A 19784-nucleotide genomic window follows, 5' to 3' on the forward strand; every position below is an offset into this window, starting at 1 on the left:
GGGGCCGCTGACGCCCGAGAGGATCACTCGTCGTCGGGGAGTGCCAGGGGGTCGGCCTCCGGCTCGGGTGTTTTCTCCGGTGTAGGTGCTGGTAGTTCGAAAACGTTGTTTGCCACTTTGGTTGCGGCACCTTCGGCCGAGTCGCTGTCGGTGACTGGCGTGCTCGCAGACGCATCCGTTTTGCCGGACGTGTTGGGCGAGTCTGCTTGCTTGGCGGCACCATTGCCGAAGAAATTACCCAGGGCGGCGCCGACGCCGCCGAGCAGATCGCTCTGCGTGCTCGCTGCACCGTCTCGGCCGGCTTGTGGGGCGGGACCGTTGGTCAGGTTGGACGCCGATTTTGCTAGATCATTGGCTCGCTGAACGAGCCTGCCATCACGGTCACCCATGTGCACGACAAGTTCATGCATGGTCTCGCCGCGAACAATCCCGAGCGTGATGGAATCGCCGGGTTGCCTGAGGGCGAGTTCACGGATCAGTCCCCCCGTGTCGCGAATCAGTCGTCCGGCGGCCGAGACGATACGGTCGTCGACGTGGATCCCGCCGACCCCACCGGCTGAACCGTCAGTAACATCGACCACGATCACGCCACGCTGCGGGCGCGCGTCGCGGGCAGTGATCCCCAGCGACGCACGAGGCCGCGCCGGTGTGGGGGTACCCGGTAGATATGGGCGCTGTAGGGATCCTCGAGCTGCCGCCTGACCGTCGGGCGACTCGATCGGTGAACGGATGATTGTCGAGCTGTCGATCGGTGGCTTGGCTGCCGATCGCGCCGCCGCTGCTGTTGTTGGATCAGCTGCTGCGATGCCATCAACCTGCGCCCCCGCAGGATCGGCTGCTTGCCAGGCGGGCAATTGAACCTGGTAGAGTTGCCCGGCGCGGACGATCTGTATGGTCGCACGTTCACCTGGCGGAATCTGTCGCCGAGCGGCGACAATCGCCGCCATGGAATCGGTGCGTCTGCCATCGATTGCAACGATCACATCACCGCGGCGAATCCCGACTTCCTGAAGCGGTGAGTCAGGGCTAAGTCCCCGTACTTCGAGGCCTCGGCTGGGGCCAAAACCGACGGGGGCGATCTCGACTCCGAATGTGGGTTCAGACGCTTCACCGGTGCCAGCGGGCGGGGTGGCATACCTCCCCGATGGCTGTCTCTGCAGTGACATCGGCGTCGGCGTCGCGAGTACGCGTGGCGTCGCGAGTACGCGGGGCGATTCCGGTGACGCTGTCTGATCCGAATTCGGCGCGCCAGCGGGCGGGCGATATTCAGACGGTCGCGCCGGCGGCCCCGGTGGTGGTGGGGGAGAAGCCATCCGCGACTCGATCCGCGCCCGGATGCGGTTCATCAACCCCTGGGCTGACGCCGCCTGGCAGAAGACGCACTGCGCGGCAAACATCAGCATGGCACTGGGTAACAGGATGCTGAGGAGGCGTCGTTTTTTCGACGGATCGAACTGAATCATGAAATGCACTCGAGAGTTTTGGGATCAGATCCCATGTTATTTACTTCTGCGATCACTAAGATAAGGTGCGCCGAGCACACGGAAATCGACGAATTTTTGAATCCGCATCCTTCCACGACGTTGTCGACCCCATCGGTAGGTAGACGTCGGTAAGTAGATTCGCCCTCATGACCCGCGAGTCAATTCCGTCGCTTCCCACTAATTTAGCTGCCGCAGCGGGGGAAAGCCACGGCGAGTCCATCAACTCGATCGACGTGTGGGAAGTTGCCGTTGCGGAATTGGCAACGGTTCTGCCGCATGCGTTCAGTCGTCTCTCGCCCACCCGAGCATGTCTTCTTACCGAACAAATACGAGAGATTTTACGCTCTGAATCCGAACATCGCTTGGTCTGCATCGCGGCTTCATCGGGGCAACCGATACTGGAGGAGAGCGTGATGGCCATCGCTATCCTAGCACCGGATAGCGACACGGCGACCGTGCTGCATGTGGATTGGGCTCAACCCGATTCCCGCCACCGGCGAATTCGCCCGACAGTTAGGCGGGATCGGCACCTTGCCACCCTGGGCGTGTCGGAATCCCATGGGGCAGCCATCTGGCGGAAATTGGAATCCATTTTCTCGCTCGCCCATGTTCGTTTCGTCCAGTGGGCGACCGATGTGGTGTCACCTCAGCCGCTTGGGGCGAATGCGACGTCGGCTCCCAATGCGGAGGTGAACTCTCCGGTCCGCATGGCGTCACCAAGGGTCCGCATGGCGTCATCCATCGCTCAGTGGCCCGAGGCTATGAATTTTACTCAGATTGGAACGCTCCAATATTTATCATTGGACCGAGACGCAGCGGGGACATGGGACGCCCCCCCGCAGCGAAGTGACGACGGGGATTCGGCTCATCGGGAACGTCGCAATGTGATCTTTGAGCCGCTCGATCAAGCCGAGGGTGCTCAAACGGCGGCATTTGAACAGCTCGTTGAGCAGACCTATGTGGATTCACTCGACTGCCCACCGTTGGCCCAGTTCCGTACGGCACACGAGATTATCCGGGGTTACCGCAGCGCTGCGACCTACACGCCTGAATTGTGGTACACGGTCGCGGCAGTTGGGGATCCGGGCGATGAACCGATCGCGATCGGCTGCGTCGTTTTGGCCCGCCACCCCGCCCCGTCCGCTGCGTCCGCCCCGTACGCTCATCCCTCTGAGCCAATCCATACGGGATGTGTGATCGAGTTGGTCTACATGGGAATCGTCCCCGAGTACCGCGGCCGAGACTATGGTCAGGCCATGATCGGGATGATCGCGGCGATCTGTCAGCAACAGGCTGCCGAGCGATTGATCCTCGCGGTCGATCAAGCCAACGCTCCGGCGCTCGCCGCGTACCGCCGGTCCGGTATGCTGCGTCTGTTTCGTGAAACGGTATGGGGCCGATCTGTTGTATGATAACGGTTCTCCGACGAGTCGCTTCCATCAGTTTGTCTGATTTCCATTAGAAGTTTCGCATGATCCACCTCGAAGGCTTTGGCAAAGACTACGGCGACTTCACCGCCGTCGAAAGTATCGACTTGAACATCGAGGCCGGCGAGACGTTTGGGTTCATCGGTCCGAATGGAGCGGGCAAGAGCACGACGATTCGCTTTTTAGCAACGCTGCTCAGGGCCACTCGCGGCCGCGGCGAGGTTGCGGGGTTCGATGTGATGAGCGACCCCATGGGGGTTCGCCGCTCGATTGGATACATGCCCGACAACTTCGGTGTTTACGATGGCATGAAGGTGTGGGAGTTTCTCGACTTCTTTGCGGTCGCCTACGGCATCGGTCGCGCCGCGCGGGGGCCGATTATCGACAATGTGTTGGAGTTGCTCGATCTCGGGCACAAACGCAATGACTACGTCAACGGGCTCTCTCGGGGGATGAAGCAGCGGCTGTGTTTGGCGAAAACGCTGGTCCACGATCCGCCCGTGCTCATCCTGGATGAACCCGCCAGCGGTCTCGATCCGCGCGCTCGGGTGGAGGTCAAGGCGTTGCTAAAAGAACTGCGGAAGATGGGCAAAACCATTTTGATCAGCAGCCATATTTTGACTGAATTGGCCGACTGCTGCACGTCGATTGGAATTATTGAACGCGGCCAGCTACTGATGCACGGACCGATTGAGCAGGTGTACCGGAAAATTCGTCGCAACCGGATGGTTGAAATCGCATTTACCGAAAACGGTGAAGCGGGCATTTCGATTCTGCGCAGCAGCCCGGCGCTGCGGGATCTCGAGATCCGTCCCGACCGCGTCATCGCCGAACTCGAGACCGACGACGAAGGACTCGCCCAGTTGCTCGATTATTTGATTGCCCAAGGCGTGAAGATCCGGTCGTTCAACGACCGCGACCCCACACTCGAAGACGTCTTCATGACGGTCACGCAAGGTCTGGTCAGCTAGTGGTCGCGGGCCTCGCAAAGTTCTAAACTAGTGGGGCACATTGCATCCCGATTTCCTCTTCCTCTGAGCACCACAATGGCCTCCGACCCCGCACTTTCCGAATCGCCGCAAGTCCAAGCTGCGTTGACCGCTGTCGAGAACGCCTGCCAGGACGGAAAGATCACAGCGGGGGCGGTGGAGAATATTCGCTGTTGGTTGATCGAGAACCGTTATCGCGATTATCGAGACAGTGTGCTGCGTCATATTTCGGAGCAGCAGTGGCAGAAGCTCGATGATGTCTTTTGGACGATCATTCCGTTTGGCACCGGCGGCCGCCGCGGGCGGATGTACGAGATTGGTTCCAACGCGATCAATGATCGCACGATCGGCGAGAGTGCTCAGGGGCTGGCCGATTACGTTGTCCGCTACCATGGCGGCAAAAAATCGTTGTCCTGTGCGATCGCGTACGATACCCGGCACCGTTCGCGGCACTTTACCGAACTGTGCGCCGAGGTGATGGTGGCAGCGGGCATTAAGGTCTATCTACTCGATGACTATCGGGCCACGCCGCAGCTTTCCTATGCCGTTCGCCATCTGCAGTGCGATTGTGGGATCATGGTCACCGCCAGCCACAATCCGCCGAGCGACAATGCGGTCAAGGTGTACTGGTCCAGCGGCGCCCAAGTACTGCCGCCGCACGATCAAGCGATCATCGCAGGCGTGATGAACTGCCAAGAGATCAAGCGGGCGAACTTCCAACAAGCACTGGCCGACGGTCAAGTCGAAATTGTCACCGACCAGATTGACGCCGCGTACCTCGACGCTGCGGCGGAATGTCGATTCCCGGGGCCGCGGGATGTGCGGATTCTGTACTCGCCCTTGCACGGGGTTGGTGAAGCCGCGGTCGTGCCACTCTTGCATCGTGACGGTTTCGAGGATGTGGTCGTGTACGAACCGCATCGGGAACCCAGCGGCGACTTTCCCAACGTGCCCGGGCACGTGTCCAATCCCGAGAACAAAGCGGTCTTCGAAAAACCGATCGAGCAAGCCCGCCGCGAGGGTTTTGATCTCATCATGGCCACCGATCCCGATTGCGATCGTCTCGGCGTGGCCGCGCCGCTGGGCACTGACACCGCTGGCCCGTGGGGCACGTTCACCGGCAATCAAATTGCCGCACTCCTTGCCAATTTCATTCTCGACAAAGCGGCAGCAGCAGGGAAGATTAACGATCAGTCCTACGTCGTGAAGACACTCGTGACGAGCGAGTTGGTGCGCCGGATTGCGACCGCCCACAACGTCCGCTGTGTCGGCGATCTACTCGTCGGTTTCAAGTACATCGCCGAAACGATGGATCTCGAGGGACCCGAGAACTTCTTGTACGGTTGCGAAGAGTCGCACGGCTATCTCGTCGGCTCGTACGCACGCGACAAGGACGGTGCGGTGGCCTGCATGTTGATGAGCGAGTTGGCCGCTGAACTGAAAGCCAAAAATCAATCAATGCATGATTACCTTGGCGAACTCTATCGCCAGCATGGACTGCATCGCGAAGATCTGATCAATGTGTTCATGGAAGGCAGTGAGGGCATGGCCGCAATGAAACTATTGATGAAGGCCTTTCGGGAGAACCCGCCCCGCAGTCTTGGTGGCATGACCGTTGGGCATGTCCGCGACTACGAAAGCCAAACCCGCACGACACTCGGTGAGTCACCCGTGGTCGATCCTCTGCAGGGACCCGTTGGCAACTTGATTATTCTGGACATGCTGGACGAGGGCAATTATGTCGCGGTCCGCCCGAGCGGTACCGAGCCCAAGGTGAAATTCTATATCTTCACGCGACTGGATGCTGATGATTCACAGGACTTGGAAGCGGCCGATACAAAGCTCGGCGATCGCATCGCGGCGATTGAAGAAGACGTACGAGAGTTCGCGCGAGTGAGTGTGATGTAAAGCGATGCCTGTCGCTGGGGGGCGTTGTCTCAAACGCGTGATCGGACGGCGGATCACCGCAACGGGGTTTGGGGTGGAGGCCAGGGGCCTGTCCCCAGATGGTAGAATGCAATCCCGCGGGGCCTTTTGACCGCTACCTAGCTCAACAGGAGAGCCTTCGATGAAAATTTTGCTTGCTGTGGATGGATCGGATCACTCGCTAACGGCCTGCCGGTATCTGGCTGCGTTTCCGCTGCCGAAATCGATCGAGGTGGAGATTTTGATTGTCGTCAACCCACCCGACGTCGTGCGGACCGGGCAAGCTGAACTCTGGTACCCGCAGTACATCGAGTACCAGAAGGAAATGACTCGGCAAGCGATCGAGTCGGCACGGGAGGCGATCAGCCCGCTCGAGGCGGCGGTCACCTCGCATCAAATGGCGGGACATATCGGGCAGTGCATCGTTGATCGAGCCGAAGAGCAGCAAGTCGATCTCGTCGTGGTCGCGGCCAAAGGGCATTCTGCATTCGAGCGGGTCATGCTCGGCAGCGTCAGTGACTACGTCGCCACTCACACGGCCTGCAGCGTGCTGGTTGTCCGGGTGGCAACCACGGCCGACGGCAAGCCCGTGCAGGACGTGCCTGCGGGGAGCATCGCTCAAATCGCGATCGCGGTGGACGAGCACGAGGCATCGATCAAGCTGATGGACCGGTTGTGCCAGTTTGATTGGACAGAGGATCACTACATCACTGTCGTGACCGCATCGGTGAAGTTGGAGGTGTTTCACGAAGACATTCTTGCCACGACGATGGAAGAGGCGAAGTTGCGCCGTGCCGAGGCATGTCGCTGCGCCGATGACGCCGCGGATCGATTGGCTCGGTGCGGTGTGAAGGCAGACTGCTACAGCATCGAAGTTGGACATGTTGGCGAAGGGCTGGTCGAATACATCGCTCAAGCTCGCAGTGACCTGATCGTGCTCGGCGACACCGGACGCGGACCCGTCACACGGTTTTTCCTTGGCAGCACCTCCCGCTACGTCCTGCATCACGTCCACTGCAGCGTGTTGATTCTCCGCTGAAACTCGCAGCATCGGGTGCGATCGAGACGGTGGCGGGGCGATCCGGCACGTGTTAGCGAACATACTTCGGCAGGGGGCCTCAATACTGCGGACGATTAAGAATCTCGCGAATCAAGAATGCTTGGCGCAGACCACCCGGTGTGCGGATGATCTCCTTCAGGGCATCAGCGGGGCGGGGTTCCGATTGCCGCGGACTGTCGTGTTCTGGACTGCTAATCCTCGCGGCAGTCATGGCTCGTGGAGACGAATCATTTGACGGTGGCGTGTTTCGGTGATTGTCTTGATCGTCAACGACGTGCACCGCATCGATGATTTCGACGTCTCGCTCGTCCAGGATTTCAACTTCGGCGTCGTCGAAATAGTCGGTGGCTCCCTCAACCAGGCGTTCCTGACTCGCATTGGTGTAGGGACTGGGGCGCAAGCGAGCCTCTTGGTTCCGCTGTTGTTCTGCTTCGGCCAGCCGCTCAGCCTGCTTGCGTTGTCGCGTCTGGGCAGCCTGGCGTAGGAAATCTTCGAGATCTTTGGACATCGTGCGAGCCTCCCGGCCGGTGATTATTGGTGGGCGTTGATGCTGGCGGATTCGCCACCTTGTCCCGATAGCGACCGCCGCATTTCGGTATCGGCGATGATGTTTTGCATTCGGTAGTAATCCATGATCATGAGATTGCCACTGCGAAATGCTTCGGCCATTGCATGAGGCACGGCTGCTTCGGCCTCGACGACTTCTGCTCGGCTCTGCTCGATTCGGGCTTGCATCTCTTGCTCTTCGGCGACGGCGGCCGCTCGCTTGCTCTCCGCGTTGGCGCGGGCGACGGCGGTATCCGCCTCGGCTTGATCCGCTTGCAGGCGTGCGCCGATGTTGGCACCGACATCAATATCGGCGATGTCGATGGAAACAATTTCGAACGCGGTCTGAGAGTCCAGCTTTTTGGCCAGGACAGCTTTGCTGATTACGTCTGGATTCTCTAGGACCGCCTTGTGATTGGCCGCGCTACCGATCGCGCTGACGATACCTTCGCCGACTCGCGCGATGATGGTTTCCTCGGTCGCACCGCCGATCAACTGTTGCAGATTCGCACGCACGGTCACCCGGGCCTTCACTTTCAGCTGGATTCCGTCCCGGGCGACTGAATCGAGCGAGGGTTTTGCCGAGCCACGGGGCGGGCAATCGATGACTTTGGGATAGACACTTGTCTGCACAGACTCGAGCACGTCCCGTCCAGCCAAATCGATTGCTGTGGCTTCGCGAAACGTCAGCGAAATCGTCTTGGCCTTTTTGGCGGCAATCAATGCCCGGATCACTTGCTGGACGTTGCCGCCGGCGAGGTAGTGAGCTTCGAGTGCGCCGCCGGTCAATTCAGGATCGTCCAACCCCGCCTGAGTCGCCATGATTTTGGCGCGTACGATCGCCCGTGTGTTGACCTTGCGAAAGGTCATCGCGATGAGGTCGGAGAACCCGATATTGGATTTCGTGAGTACCGACTGAATCCACAGGCCGAAGTATTTTGCAAAGACAAAAAACACCAGCAGGATGAGCACAAAGACGAGCAGAGCACCGATCAATACGAGTGTATTGAAATTACCCAACCCCGCGCCTAAGGCGAATGTCCAGTCGGGAGTCGGCAGGAGAGGATTCATGGAGTTTCTCAGAAGACACGTGCGGGTGAGTGAGGTCAAATGGCAGATCTGTCGCCCGTCCATTGTAACATCGCCGAGGGCGAGATTGCGGGCAGCGTTGGGAATTTAAACGAGTCCTTGATCGGGTGAGGTCGGTCGCGCCGTGGCTGTGCGTTGCCTCCCCACCCGTTATACTGCTGCCCTGCATCGAGCCGCCGGGCTCGAGGAATTTGAACGAACAACCTGCGCGAAGTGAGCAAAAAAGATGTCGAAGCGACCCCTGAATGTTGGTTTGATTGGCGGCGGCGGCGGTGCTTTTATCGTCCAGCCTCACCAACGTGCGATCCATTTTGATGGCACCCGACGCGTGACGGTCGCGGCGCTGCACCCCGACGCCAAAATTGCCCAATCCGAAGCCGCCGCCTGGGACTATCCCATCAAGGGCTACGACAGCTACGACGAAATGATCGAGCAGGAGTCGGCCAAACCGATTGGTGAGCGGATCGATTATGCGCTCATCGTCACCCCCAACCACGTTCACTTCGATCCGGCGATCAAGTGCGTCCGCGCCGGCATCCCCGTGTTCTGCGAAAAACCGCTAACGATCAATCTGGACGAAGCCAAACAGCTCGTCGCGGCCGTCAAAGAGGCCCAGGTGCCCTTCGCGGTATCGCACACCTATCTCGGGCACTGGACCAGTCGCTTTTCACGTTTCATCGTCACCAGCGGGTTGCTCGGCGACGTTCGTTGGGTGGACGCGTACTACCTGCAAGGCTGGCTGGCCGAGCGGACCGAAGATTCGGGCAACGCGCAAGCCGAATGGCGTGTCGACCCCAAGAAATCAGGCGCAAGTTTGTGTGGCGGTGACATCGGCACCCACGCATTGATGCAGCTTCGCTACGTCACTGGGTTGAATGTTGAACGCGTGCAGGCACACCTGGAAACCTACGTGAAAGGCCGGATGCTCGACGATCACTTCACCAGCTACGTGGAATTGTCCAATGGCGGCAAAGGGATCGTTCGTGCTTCGCAGATCGCGATCGGACACAAAAACGACCTCGGCATCGAGGTCAACGGCACCAAAGGCACACTGTCGTGGCGTCAGGAATTCCCTGAGGAAGTGAAAATCCAGCTACCGGGTCAACCTGATCGCACCTATTTCCGCGGCGCCGTTTCGGCCAATGATGGCTTCCTGGGCGACCTGCCCGAAGATTTGATGGCCGAACCCAACGTTCCTGCTGGACACCCCGAGGCGTTCCACGACGCGTTCGCGAGACTGCACCGTTGTTTTGAAGCGGACGTGCGGCTATTCAACGATGGCAAACCGTTCGATTGCGACGGCAGCAAGTACGCCAACATCGACGACGGTTACACCGGCATGGCGTTCATCGAAGCCGCTGTGAAGAGCTCGAAAGACGGCAACGTGTGGGTGAAGATGTAGAGCTGCTCGAGTGGCGGCAATCTTTCCGGCCGGAGGACGACTTCCTTCGTGCCGTTAGGCATGGCAGCATTTAGCCGCAGGTTGACGTGTTTGAAATTGTGGTCGAACGCTCCGCGGTCGATCATTCCGACCGCGGAGCGTTCGGCCACCTATTTGCGTTCGGTCACCTATTTTCCGCTCGTTCCTAATCTCTGGAACGGCTACGGCGTGGGCGATCCGCTACCGAGGGCGTGGCCCTGGGCGAGGCAATCCGCTGGGCCCTTGGCCCGAACTTGGGGCACTGGGGCCCGAACCTGGGGCCCGAACGGCGTCGCCCATTTGCAAGTGAAAGCGTCAATTTCTCAGGTCGTTTCGGCCATGTCGCGAGCGTGGTAACTGCTGCGGACGAATGGGCCGGAGGCGACTTTCAAAAAGCCCATTTGTTTCGCGAGGTCGGCCAGTTCGTCGAACTCTTCTGGGGGCACGTACCGGACGACGGGCAGGTATTTTTCACCGGGCTGCAGGTACTGGCCGAGGGTGAGGAAGTCGACACCGTGCTCGCGCAGGTCCGCCAACGCGTCGAGCAGCTCGCCGCGTTCTTCGCCCATGCCGAGCATCAAGCCACTCTTGGTTTTGACGGTCGCATCGTATTTTTTGACTTCACGCATCATCTGCAACGTCCAGGCATAGTCGCTTTTGGGGCCTCGGACGCGGCGATACAGCCGTGGAACCGTTTCCATATTGTGGTTGAAAACATCCGGGCGAGCCTCGATCACGCGGCCGAGTGCCTCTTTGCAGTGCACGAAATCGGGTGTCAGGACCTCTGTCGTCGCCCCGGTTCGCTCGCGGACGGCGATTACGCAGCGGTAGAAGTGATCGGCGCCGCCGTCAGGAAGATCGTCCCGCGTGACACTCGTGATGACAACGTGCTTCAATCCCAGGCGGGCGGCAGCCTCGGCCACTCTCGCTGGTTCGTCCTCCGCGGGGGCTTGCGGGGGTCGTCCCCGATTGACCGCACAAAAACCGCAGGGCCGCGTACAGACGTTCCCCAGGATCATAAATGTCGCCGTTTGTTGGCTATAGCACTCCATCCGGTTGGGACATTTTGCGTTCTCGCAAACCGTCTCCAGCCCGAGTTCGTCCATCAATTGGTCGGTGAGATGATTCGAATTAGATTTCGGAATCGGGCGTTTGAGCCAACGGGGCAACCGCCCCGTGGCACTAACGGACGTGCCCTCAGGCATCTCGGGTTCGGAGACTACTGGCAATCGAAAAGCCATCGGTACTTTCACGTTCAAAATCAGGAAAAATTTTCGCGACCAAGCCATATTGTAGCCGCCCCAACAAAATCTCACCATTGCTGGGGCTGCCCTTTACCACACCCGCGATACAATGTCCGCCATGTCGAAGTCCAAAACAAAATCGCATAAAACCTCACTGACCGCTGCGGGCAGGAAAGACGCCGATACCAAGGCTAAGAAAAAATCGGGCGGCAAGGCTTCCGGAAAGCAGGTGGCTCCGTCGACGACGCCTGTTGCGGAGAATCGTAAGGCCAAGTTCCGATACGAGATCCTGGATTCCATCGAATGCGGCTTGATGCTTAAGGGCAGCGAAGTGAAGTCCATGCGCGATGGCAAGCTGTCCCTCGACGAAGCTCATATCCGCGTCACCAATGGTGAACTGTGGTTGGTGGGCGCTGATCTGGCCCAATACACCAACGCTGGACTGTGGAATCACGACCCCCGACGGCCCCGCAAACTGCTCGTCCACCAGCGGGAATTCGATAAATTCGCCGGCCGCGCCTTTGAACGTGGGCTGACGCTGATCCCGCTGCGAGTTTATTTCAACGATCGAGGCATCGCCAAATGTGTGATGGCGTTGGTCAAAGGCAAGAAAATTCATGATAAACGCGAAACCCTCAAGAAACGCGACACCGATATGGGCCTGAAGCGTGCCATGCGAGCTCGCTAGGCACCCCGTGGCGTAGGCATTTTGCCTGTGTTGTTGGAGGCTTTGAGAATATGGATTCCGCCGTCTGGCGACGGCAGCTACGAAATCATTCCGCCGTCTGGCGACGGCAGCTACGAATACAGATCTCCTGAACGAATGCCTGATGCGATGTTAAGTATTGTCGACCTGGTCAAGAAATTTCAGCAACCCGGCGGTGGTGAGCTGACCGTGCTCAACGTGCCGCAGTTCGCAATGGCCCGGGGAGAACAAGTCGCTTTGATTGGCGAGAGCGGTGGCGGCAAGACGACGTTATTGCACCTGATCGCCGGGATGTTGAGCGCGACATCCGGTTCCGTCCGCGTGGACAATCTGGAGTTGACGAAACTGAGCGAGCAGGGTCGCGACCGGTTTCGTGCCGCGACGATCGGGTACGTATTTCAAACCTTTAACCTGCTGCCCGCTTTTTCGGCGCTTGAAAACGTCAAGCTCGGAATGACGTTCGGCCGCGGCGGAGTGGACGGGGGTCGAGCGATGGACTTGCTCGAACGCGTCGGCCTCGCTGACCGGGCGCACTACCGTCCCAAGCAGTTGTCCGTCGGTCAGCAACAACGCGTGGCCATCGCTCGCTCTTTGGCGGGTCAGCCCAAATTGCTGCTCGCCGATGAACCAACGGCGAACGTCGATCCCGCCAGCGCGGATTCCGTGCTCGACCTGATTATCAACTCGTGCCAGCAAGATTCGATCTCGCTTTTGATGGTCACCCATAGCATGGACGTCGCTGATCGTTTCAAACGCATCGATCGGCTCGAAGACATCAATCACATCGCAGCCCTCCACCATCATCCGACTTCATGAATCTTCTGTTCATCGCATGGCGTAATTTTCGTTACCGCGCCCTCTCCAGTTTTCTGACGACGTTATCACTGATGCTCGGCGTCGGTTTAGTGGTGATGGTGATGGCGATCTACGGCATCATCAGCGAAGCGTTCGTGCGCAACGCGTCGGTTGGCTACAACCTCGTTGTGGGGCCGCGAGGCAGCGCCCTACAACTCACCCTCAATAGCGTCTACTACCTCAGCCAACCGATCGAGAACTTGCCGTACACGGAGTACATGGAGTTCTTCCCGCAGGAACAGCGGGCAGCGATGGTGCGTGAGTTTGGCGGTGATCCGGCGTTGGGCGAGCGAGACGGCGTGTACGCAGGGTACGTCGCCGGTGGGTATGTGATTCCACTGGCCCTGGGGGACTACTACGGCGACTTTCGCGTCGTTGGAACGACCCCTGAGTTCTTTGAAAAGCTGCGGCATGGTCCCGACGTGGACCAACCGTTCGAGTTTCGCGAGGGACGTGCGTTCGAAACATTCACACCCGAGAACCAGTATTTCGAATGTGTACTCGGGTCACGGGTGGCCGCTCAGTCGGGCCTGCATGTCGGCGACACCATGAACCCGACCCACGGTGATCCGGAGGGCAAGGGGCACGGCCAGGGATTCAAAGTCGTGGGCGTGCTCGCACCCACAGGCACTCCCAATGACCGAGCCGTGTTCGTCAACCTGGAGGGGTTTTACTTGCTCGAAGGGCATGCCAAGCCGCTCGAGGAGGGCGCCATCATCGAGCCACCTCAGCGAGATCCGAACGATGAACGACCGCCCCTGCTGATGATTCCCGAGCGGGAAGTGACGTCGATTCTGGTTCGCAATGGCAACCTGATGTTTGCCCCCGGAATGCAGAATCGGATCAACGAGAGCGGGCAGGCCCAGGCGGCCGCGCCGATCGGCGAGATTAATAAATTGATGTCTGCCATCGTCGGGCCGCTTCTGTCGGCACTGCTCGTGATCACGCTGATCACGTGCGTTGTCGCAGCATTTGGCGTACTCGTGGCGATCTACAATTCCATGAACGACCGGCGGCGAGATATTGCGGTGATGAGGGCGCTCGGGGCTCGGCGGGGCAGCGTCACGTGGATCATTCTGTTCGAGAGCCTGATTATTGCCGTCGTCGGGGGCGCCGCAGGCTGGCTCCTTGCTCACGCGGCAATTTTGGCCGCAGGGTCGTTCATCGAGCAGCAAACCGGCGTCCAGGTCGGCATGTTCTCAGTGACTCCGTACGAGTGGTTGGTGCTGCCCTTCGTGATCTTGTTGAGCTTGCTCGCCGGAATCGTGCCCGCCATGGCTGCGTATCGGACCGACGTGGGGTCCAATTTGTCGGCGTAATTTTAGACGAGAATCCCCATAGCTTCTGTATTTCCTCCAAACCGACTATATTGTCAGGGTCGGCTGGAGATGCGAGTGCATTGGGTCGGCGGGAATGGATCTCTCCCGAAAAACACAGCTGCCCGACGGATGATGCAGTGTACGTCGTCAAACGCCTTGCGGGTTACGGTCATTCATGGGTGTCGAGTCGGAGCTAAACAGTCGCAGTTTTCAGGACGCCATCTCGCGTCATGATATCGCTTCGATCACCCGTCAGCTCGTCGAAAGTCAGTTCGTTCTGATTCATTTGGGCGACGAGTCGGAATCGGATGAGGTGCTCGGTGCGCTCACGGCAAGCCGGGGGGACCACGATTACCTGGTGGCGTTTTCCAGTCAAAAACACGCCAGCGAGTTCGTTGAGACCCGCAGCGATCTGTTTGAGAGCGAATCGGAAGTCGGTGGATTCTGGGTCGATGGCCGCACAATGCTCGATTATCTCGACGACGAACTCGGCATCTTGCTCAATCCCGACGGCGACGGCCATCGGCAGCTCGAAACCGAGCTGATCGGCGAGATTCTGGACGAGCTCAACCTGCAGTAGCGATCGGGTCTGAGGCCTGCCGTAGCGTTCGATTTTGAGGGCGGTGCGGACCCCATGTCACGCGGCCCTTGGGGCGTGTCGCCATGGTAGAATCGACCTCTCGATTTGCCCGCCCGTCGGCGATGAACCGTTTGGGGCAGGCCTTCGTACGTTCCCCCACAGCCCAATCCGCCGTCACTCGCGGCATCGTTCGTCTGGGCACATTTTCACATCTGCTGCTCTGCGCACATTTCCAGGAAAGTTTTCATGTCACGTCACGGTCGGTTGATGAGTTCCTCGCAGTGGTTTGTTCTCTTGGTGGCGCTCACCTATACAGGTGCTCTGGCGGGTTGTCGGCCAGCCGCAGCGCCACCGGAAGCTCCGAGCGCAGATGGGCACGATCACGATGGACACGACCACGACCACGATGGACATGATCACGATGGGCATGACCATGATGGGCATGACCATGATGGCGATATCGACATCGACAACCTGACGCCGCTCAAGGAGACCCCGCCGCTTGAATCACTGAGCCAGGGCGTCGATCAATTGGTTGTTTTACGTGATGCGATTGCGAAGGGGTTTGCCGACGACGACGTCGACTCCATTCACGATCAACTGCATGATATCGGTGATTTGCTGGGTCAAATCGAGGATGCAATTCCCGGTAGCGAACTCCCGGACGATACGAAGAAGCAAATGGAGCAAGCGGTGGAGACTCTGTTTACTGCCTATGGAGACGTGGACGCAAAACTCCACGGCGATGAAGGCAAAGAGTACCAGGACGTTTCCACGGAAATTAATACCGCGGTTGATGTGTTGACCAAAAATTCCTCCTCTTAATCGGCACTCCCATGACATTGCCTCACTTCTTTCCACGCATCGTTCGTTTCACCGTACCCGCGTCGCTTGGGTTGCTCGGATTTTTTACCTTCGCTGGGCTGGTGGGATGTGACGGTGATCGTTCGTCTCGGGCGGCTTCGGAATCGAGCGGTCCAACGAGTGCGCATTTGCTCAAGGCACAGCCCTCGGATCCGATTTCGTTGACGCAGGCTGCTGAGGAATTGTCAGGAGTGGAGGGCGCCGCAGGTGAGACGGGTTCACCGCGAGAGGTGGTCTTGATTGGAAAGATTGACGCGGGGGATTTCCCCGCGTTCCAGGATGGCCAAGCGACGTTCCTGCTCAGTGAGCTGCCCGCAGACGGGCACGGTCTCGACGATCCAGAGCACGAAGACAATTGCCCGTTCTGTAAACGCCGCGCCGAAAAGGCTCCCAAAGCGTTCGTCAATATGGTTGGCCCTGACGGCAACACTTTGAAAACCGATGCCCGCGATCTGCTCGGAGTGGCCCTCGGTGACCGCGTCATTGCGGTGGGGACGGCGACGTATGACAAGTCCGTCAACGCGATCACGCTGCAGTGCAGCGGGGTGTACGTGGGGCGTTAGGGAAACCGATTGCCAATTTGCAATCTGGACCAAAGCCGGCTGTTGATTTCGCCGAAGTTCGACCGGCAGTCCTTAGCCGAATGCCGTCAGGCATCGGGTGACGCCCACCGCCCAGCCGCTCACGTCACTCGGCTTCGGAACGAGCGGAAAATGACTGGCTGAAATGGTGGTCGAACGCTCGGCGGTCGACCATTCCGACCGCGGAGCGTTCGGCCATTTCTTTTCCGCTCGTCGCCAGGAAGTCAACACGCCGCTGGCCGATGTGAGTCAGCGATCGCAGAGGAATGGTCGCAGCGCTACTCCTCTTTTGACCGGTTCTGCTGACGATAAGCCGCCCGCTGCCGAGTGTATTCCTCGGGGCTGGGCAGGGGTTCGTTGCTTTCGCTCGCGGCACCGGCGGTCTCGCGTTCGAGCAGTCGTGCCAGGAACGGGCGGCACCACCCGCAGCCGGTCCCTGCGCCGTAGCACTGCGACAATTCACTGGCTCGGCGCGGTCGTTGCACACGGATGTACTGGATCACTTTCCGTCGTGTCACGTGAAAGCATAGACACAGCTCGTCATCGTCGCTCATGGGGTGGCGGTCACGATCGGCAGGATTTGGCTGAGGATGATCGTGGTGGCCAAGCCGCCGAGGGACAGCATCGCGAGCAGCGGCGTCCAGCAACGGAGCGCCTCGGCTTCGGTCAGCCCGCCCATTTTCGTGAATACCCAGAACCCGCTGTCGTTCATCCAGCTGCCCATCAACGCGCCGCTACCCACCGCGGTGGCGACGTAGACGAGGTGGAAGGGGGGCTCTTCATTGCCCATGATCGCCGCGATCATGCCCGCCCCCACGATCATGGCAACTGTGCTACTGCCCTGGGCGACTTTGAATACGGCAGCGACCGACCAAGCCAGCAGCAGGATTGCAATACCAGCGGCCTGGCGGCCTGCGAAATAGTCGCGGATGGTGTCTCCCACGTTGGTCTGGAAGAGCATCGCTCCAAAAGCACCACCGGCCGCGGTGATCAAAATGATGACGCCACCGCTCATTAAGGATTCCTCCACGTCAATGCCGAGGTCACGCCAGGACAGCGAGCGGACGACTTTGAACGTCAGCATCGCCGTGAGTGCCGCCAACAGCAAGGCGAAGTTGGGGTTGCTCCATAATCCTAATGCGCTGGCGACTTTTCGCGTCGGGGTGTCCCAGCGATGGGGGGCGACTAATTCAGGGTACGACGCATCGAGCAGTGCCCGGTTCATCCGCCGCCGATCGACGGGCTTCATCCGCAGCTGGTCGGCTTTCTGCAGTTCGGCAGTGATCTTGGGGATCGATACGTCGGCAAACGCGTCGGCGCTGTAGAAATCAGGGTCCAGCAAAGCTTCGTTGATAATCGCGACGACCCGCTCTTTTTCGAGGTCGTTGACCGCCGCGGTGGTTAAACGCTGGCGTTGTTGAGGGGTGATCCGCTCGCTGGCCAGGATTCGTCCCGCGGGTGATTTTTCGGTGGCAGCGTCGAATCGTCCCGCCAGTAGATCAAAATTCTCAACATCCGTGGCCAGCACGGCGGCCCGATCCTCGCGGTCAGCGAGCGTCGTGGCCAGCGTACCGGCACCGATCAAGACAACGGGCAAGAGCACGGGCAGCAGCGAGACGAACAGGCCCGGCAGCTTATCTTCAGCGAGCGGTTGATGGCGATCCTCCCGCGCGCTGATCGGACGCATGGGGATCGGCATCTTCTTATCGACGTAGATTGAAAACAGCAGCCCTAGAATGGCTGAGGGGATGGCCACCATCACCCCGATCATCATCATCATCCCGATGTCGACGCCCAAAATAGCCGCGACCAACAGCGGGCCGGGGGTGGGGGGGACGAGCGTATGGGTGATGCATCCGCCGGTGGCGATCGCCATTAAATATCGCAAGTAATGCTTGCCGGTACGGCGGTGCAGCGACCGGGCGAGCGGCACGAGCAGGTAGAAAACCGTATCGAAGAATACGGGAATGGCCAAGATGAACCCGCTGATCATCAGTCCCAACGAGGCCTTCTTTTCGCCGGTCGCGTTGACGGCCGAGCGGACGATGCGGTCCGCTGAGCCGCTGTCGAGCATGCATTTGCCGATGATCGCTGCCATCGCGATCACAATCCCAACCCCGGCAGCGGAGGATCCAAAGGAGCTGACCACCGCGTCCATCCGGTCGCCCATGGAGGTGCCCTGCACCTGCCCCACCAGCACACTGACCAAGATCGCAGAGATAATCAACGCTAAGAACGCATTGAGCTTCAGGCCGATGATCAGCGCGAGCACCGTCACGATGCCGACCAGGACCAGCCACGCAGGTGTCCAGTCGAGTTCTGCGTCGCGGTCGACCTCGCTGGCGACGGTGGCACCCGCGGGAACGTCTGCGGAAACCTGACCCTCGGCGGCGATGGATGCGACGGGCGAGTCCGGGGTTGGAGTCGCGACATCTTGGGCGGCCGAAACCAGGGGCAGTATCGCGGCCAGCATCCCGAAAACAAAAATGAAAAATCGGAGGCGAGCAAGACTGGGAGCGTGGGTGGGCATTGTCGTGGGGTTTACTTAACGGAAAGTGCGGCTTGATCGGCGACGGGGTGAGGATCTTAGCATAAGCGAAGCGGTGGGGGATATTTCGATGCGTAGTTTTCAACCGCGGTGCCTGCCTGTTTCGGGAGATGACGGGCGTCCATGGACTTGCTCGCGGATCGCTGTGCCATCGAATGTTGGCTGTTTAACGCCCCGCCCCGCCGTCGCGGTGGCCGTGGATCGGCCTCGATAGCGACGCCCACGAGGCGTCGCTGGATGCACTCGGTCAAAAGCTGGCGGAGAGATAGGGGGCACAGACCGTCGGTTGTGTCTCAGCCTGATTGTCGTCATAAAGTGGCCCCCTACCCCTTTCGGAACCTCGCGACCCAACAAGGCCGATCACCTGGATATTTCGATGTTGACGATGATCACGCCCCTGCAGTGGGCGTGTTTAATTTTAGGTGCGGCTGGGATCGGGTTTTCCAAATCGGGGTTTCCCGGTGTCAGCATGCTGCACGTGGTGTTGTTTGCGTTTGTCTTTGGAGCGATGCCATCGACGGGCGTGCTGTTGCCGATGTTGGTTGTTGGCGACGTCTGTGCGATTCATTTTTTTGGTCGTGAAGCGAATTGGCGGCACGTTCGGCGTTTACTACCGCCGACGATGGGGGGGATTTTAATCGGCTGGCTGATGATGGATCGACTCGACTCCGACCAGTTCAAAGGGATCGTGGGCGGCATCATTCTTTCGCTGTGCGTGGTCCAGTTTGTGCGGACCTACCGTCCCGGTTGGTTCAACGAGTTTCCGCATCAAACCTGGTTTGCGATCGTGCTGGGGTTGTTGGCGGGGGTGACGACGATGCTCGCCAATGCCGCCGGTCCGGTCGTGGCGCTGTACCTGCTCGCGGTGGCACTGCCGAAGTGGGAACTGATTGGCACGAGCGCATGGTTGTTCCTGGTTTTGAACGTGCTGAAGTTACCGCTGAGTTTCAATTTGGGCTTGATCACCAGTTCGACCCTGCTCGTCGGCGTCGTGATGGCACCGGTAATCCCGCTGGGGATGCTGGCCGGACGTTGGCTAGTTGGCCGGGTGTCGCAGAAATGGTTTAATTTAATTCTCCTTGGTTTTACCGCCATCGCCGCGATTCGACTGATCGGTTGGATTTAAGCTGGCCCTACCAACCGCGA

The 19784-nt window shown here is 59.4% G+C and carries 18 protein-coding genes; 12 read left to right on the forward strand and 6 right to left on the reverse strand.

The window, feature by feature from the left end; genetic code table 11:
* Positions 1-23: 23 nt before the first annotated feature.
* Positions 24-1463: a PDZ domain-containing protein gene (locus tag SH410x_RS03575; RefSeq protein ID WP_473674691.1), complete on the reverse strand. Its 1440-nt coding sequence runs from the start codon at positions 1461-1463 to the stop codon at positions 24-26.
* A 167-nt stretch (positions 1464-1630) separates the two neighbouring features.
* Between SH410x_RS03575 and SH410x_RS03580 the strand changes: the two genes are divergently transcribed.
* The 4 genes from SH410x_RS03580 to SH410x_RS03595 all read left to right on the forward strand — a co-directional run bounded on the left by SH410x_RS03580 (position 1631) and on the right by SH410x_RS03595 (position 6865).
* Entirely contained in the window at positions 1631-2896 is a 1266-nt protein-coding gene (locus SH410x_RS03580) for a GNAT family N-acetyltransferase (protein ID WP_473674693.1), read from the forward strand.
* 59 nt (positions 2897-2955) lie between these two features.
* Positions 2956-3882, forward strand: coding sequence for an ABC transporter ATP-binding protein (locus tag SH410x_RS03585; protein ID WP_473674695.1), 927 nt, complete (start codon positions 2956-2958; stop codon positions 3880-3882).
* A gap of 75 nt (positions 3883-3957) precedes the next feature.
* Positions 3958-5808 (forward strand): phospho-sugar mutase, encoded by a 1851-nt coding sequence (locus SH410x_RS03590; protein WP_473674697.1) that lies wholly within the window; start codon positions 3958-3960, stop codon positions 5806-5808.
* A gap of 160 nt (positions 5809-5968) precedes the next feature.
* Positions 5969-6865 carry a universal stress protein gene (locus SH410x_RS03595; RefSeq protein WP_473674699.1) on the forward strand — a complete coding sequence of 299 codons (897 nt, stop codon included), beginning with the start codon at positions 5969-5971 and terminating at the stop codon, positions 6863-6865.
* A gap of 79 nt (positions 6866-6944) precedes the next feature.
* Here SH410x_RS03595 and SH410x_RS03600 read toward each other — a convergent pair whose 3' ends face one another.
* Both SH410x_RS03600 and floA read right to left on the reverse strand, forming a co-directional pair.
* On the reverse strand, positions 6945-7394 hold the full coding sequence (locus SH410x_RS03600; protein ID WP_473674701.1) for a hypothetical protein: 450 nt from the start codon (positions 7392-7394) through the stop codon (positions 6945-6947).
* Between the two features lie 23 nt (positions 7395-7417).
* Complete coding sequence (floA, locus tag SH410x_RS03605) at positions 7418-8503, reverse strand: flotillin-like protein FloA (RefSeq protein WP_473674703.1); 1086 nt, start codon at positions 8501-8503, stop codon at positions 7418-7420.
* 244 nt (positions 8504-8747) lie between these two features.
* Between floA and SH410x_RS03610 the strand changes: the two genes are divergently transcribed.
* The gene (locus SH410x_RS03610; protein WP_473674705.1) at positions 8748-9923 is read left to right on the forward strand and encodes a Gfo/Idh/MocA family protein; all 1176 of its coding nucleotides are present in this window, start codon (positions 8748-8750) and stop codon (positions 9921-9923) included.
* Between the two features lie 341 nt (positions 9924-10264).
* On the opposite strand, the gene lipA is transcribed toward SH410x_RS03610, so the two are convergent.
* Entirely contained in the window at positions 10265-11182 is a 918-nt protein-coding gene (gene lipA, locus SH410x_RS03615) for a lipoyl synthase (RefSeq protein ID WP_473674707.1), read from the reverse strand.
* A gap of 112 nt (positions 11183-11294) precedes the next feature.
* On the opposite strand from lipA, the gene smpB reads away from it, so the two are divergent.
* The 6 genes from smpB (at position 11295) to SH410x_RS03645 (ending at position 16072) form a co-directional block, all read left to right on the forward strand.
* A complete protein-coding gene (gene smpB / locus SH410x_RS03620; protein WP_473674709.1) occupies positions 11295-11873 on the forward strand; it encodes an SsrA-binding protein SmpB in 579 nt (192 codons plus the stop codon).
* Between the two features lie 147 nt (positions 11874-12020).
* A complete protein-coding gene (locus SH410x_RS03625) occupies positions 12021-12707 on the forward strand; it encodes an ABC transporter ATP-binding protein (protein ID WP_473674711.1) in 687 nt (228 codons plus the stop codon).
* A complete protein-coding gene (locus tag SH410x_RS03630; protein WP_473674713.1) occupies positions 12704-14065 on the forward strand; it encodes an ABC transporter permease in 1362 nt (453 codons plus the stop codon). The genes SH410x_RS03625 and SH410x_RS03630 overlap by 4 nt, the downstream gene beginning before the upstream one ends.
* Before the next feature lie 175 nt (positions 14066-14240).
* The gene (locus SH410x_RS03635) at positions 14241-14645 is read left to right on the forward strand and encodes an SseB family protein (RefSeq protein WP_473674715.1); all 405 of its coding nucleotides are present in this window, start codon (positions 14241-14243) and stop codon (positions 14643-14645) included.
* A 246-nt stretch (positions 14646-14891) separates the two neighbouring features.
* The gene (locus SH410x_RS03640; protein WP_473674717.1) at positions 14892-15470 is read left to right on the forward strand and encodes a hypothetical protein; all 579 of its coding nucleotides are present in this window, start codon (positions 14892-14894) and stop codon (positions 15468-15470) included.
* An 11-nt stretch (positions 15471-15481) separates the two neighbouring features.
* Positions 15482-16072, forward strand: coding sequence for a hypothetical protein (locus tag SH410x_RS03645; RefSeq protein ID WP_473674718.1), 591 nt, complete (start codon positions 15482-15484; stop codon positions 16070-16072).
* A 296-nt stretch (positions 16073-16368) separates the two neighbouring features.
* Here the strand turns inward: SH410x_RS03645 and SH410x_RS03650 are convergent, their stop codons facing one another.
* Together SH410x_RS03650 and SH410x_RS03655 are read right to left on the reverse strand one after the other, a co-directional pair.
* Positions 16369-16644, reverse strand: coding sequence for a (2Fe-2S)-binding protein (locus SH410x_RS03650; RefSeq protein ID WP_473674720.1), 276 nt, complete (start codon positions 16642-16644; stop codon positions 16369-16371).
* The gene (locus SH410x_RS03655; RefSeq protein ID WP_473674721.1) at positions 16641-18620 is read right to left on the reverse strand and encodes a GntP family permease; all 1980 of its coding nucleotides are present in this window, start codon (positions 18618-18620) and stop codon (positions 16641-16643) included. The genes SH410x_RS03650 and SH410x_RS03655 overlap by 4 nt, the downstream gene beginning before the upstream one ends.
* Before the next feature lie 394 nt (positions 18621-19014).
* Here SH410x_RS03655 and SH410x_RS03660 point away from each other — a divergent pair, with 394 nt between their 5' ends.
* Positions 19015-19764, forward strand: coding sequence for a sulfite exporter TauE/SafE family protein (locus tag SH410x_RS03660; RefSeq protein ID WP_473674723.1), 750 nt, complete (start codon positions 19015-19017; stop codon positions 19762-19764).
* Positions 19765-19784: the final 20 nt, after the last annotated feature.

It is taken from the genome of Rhodopirellula sp. SH410, from assembly GCF_055811895.1.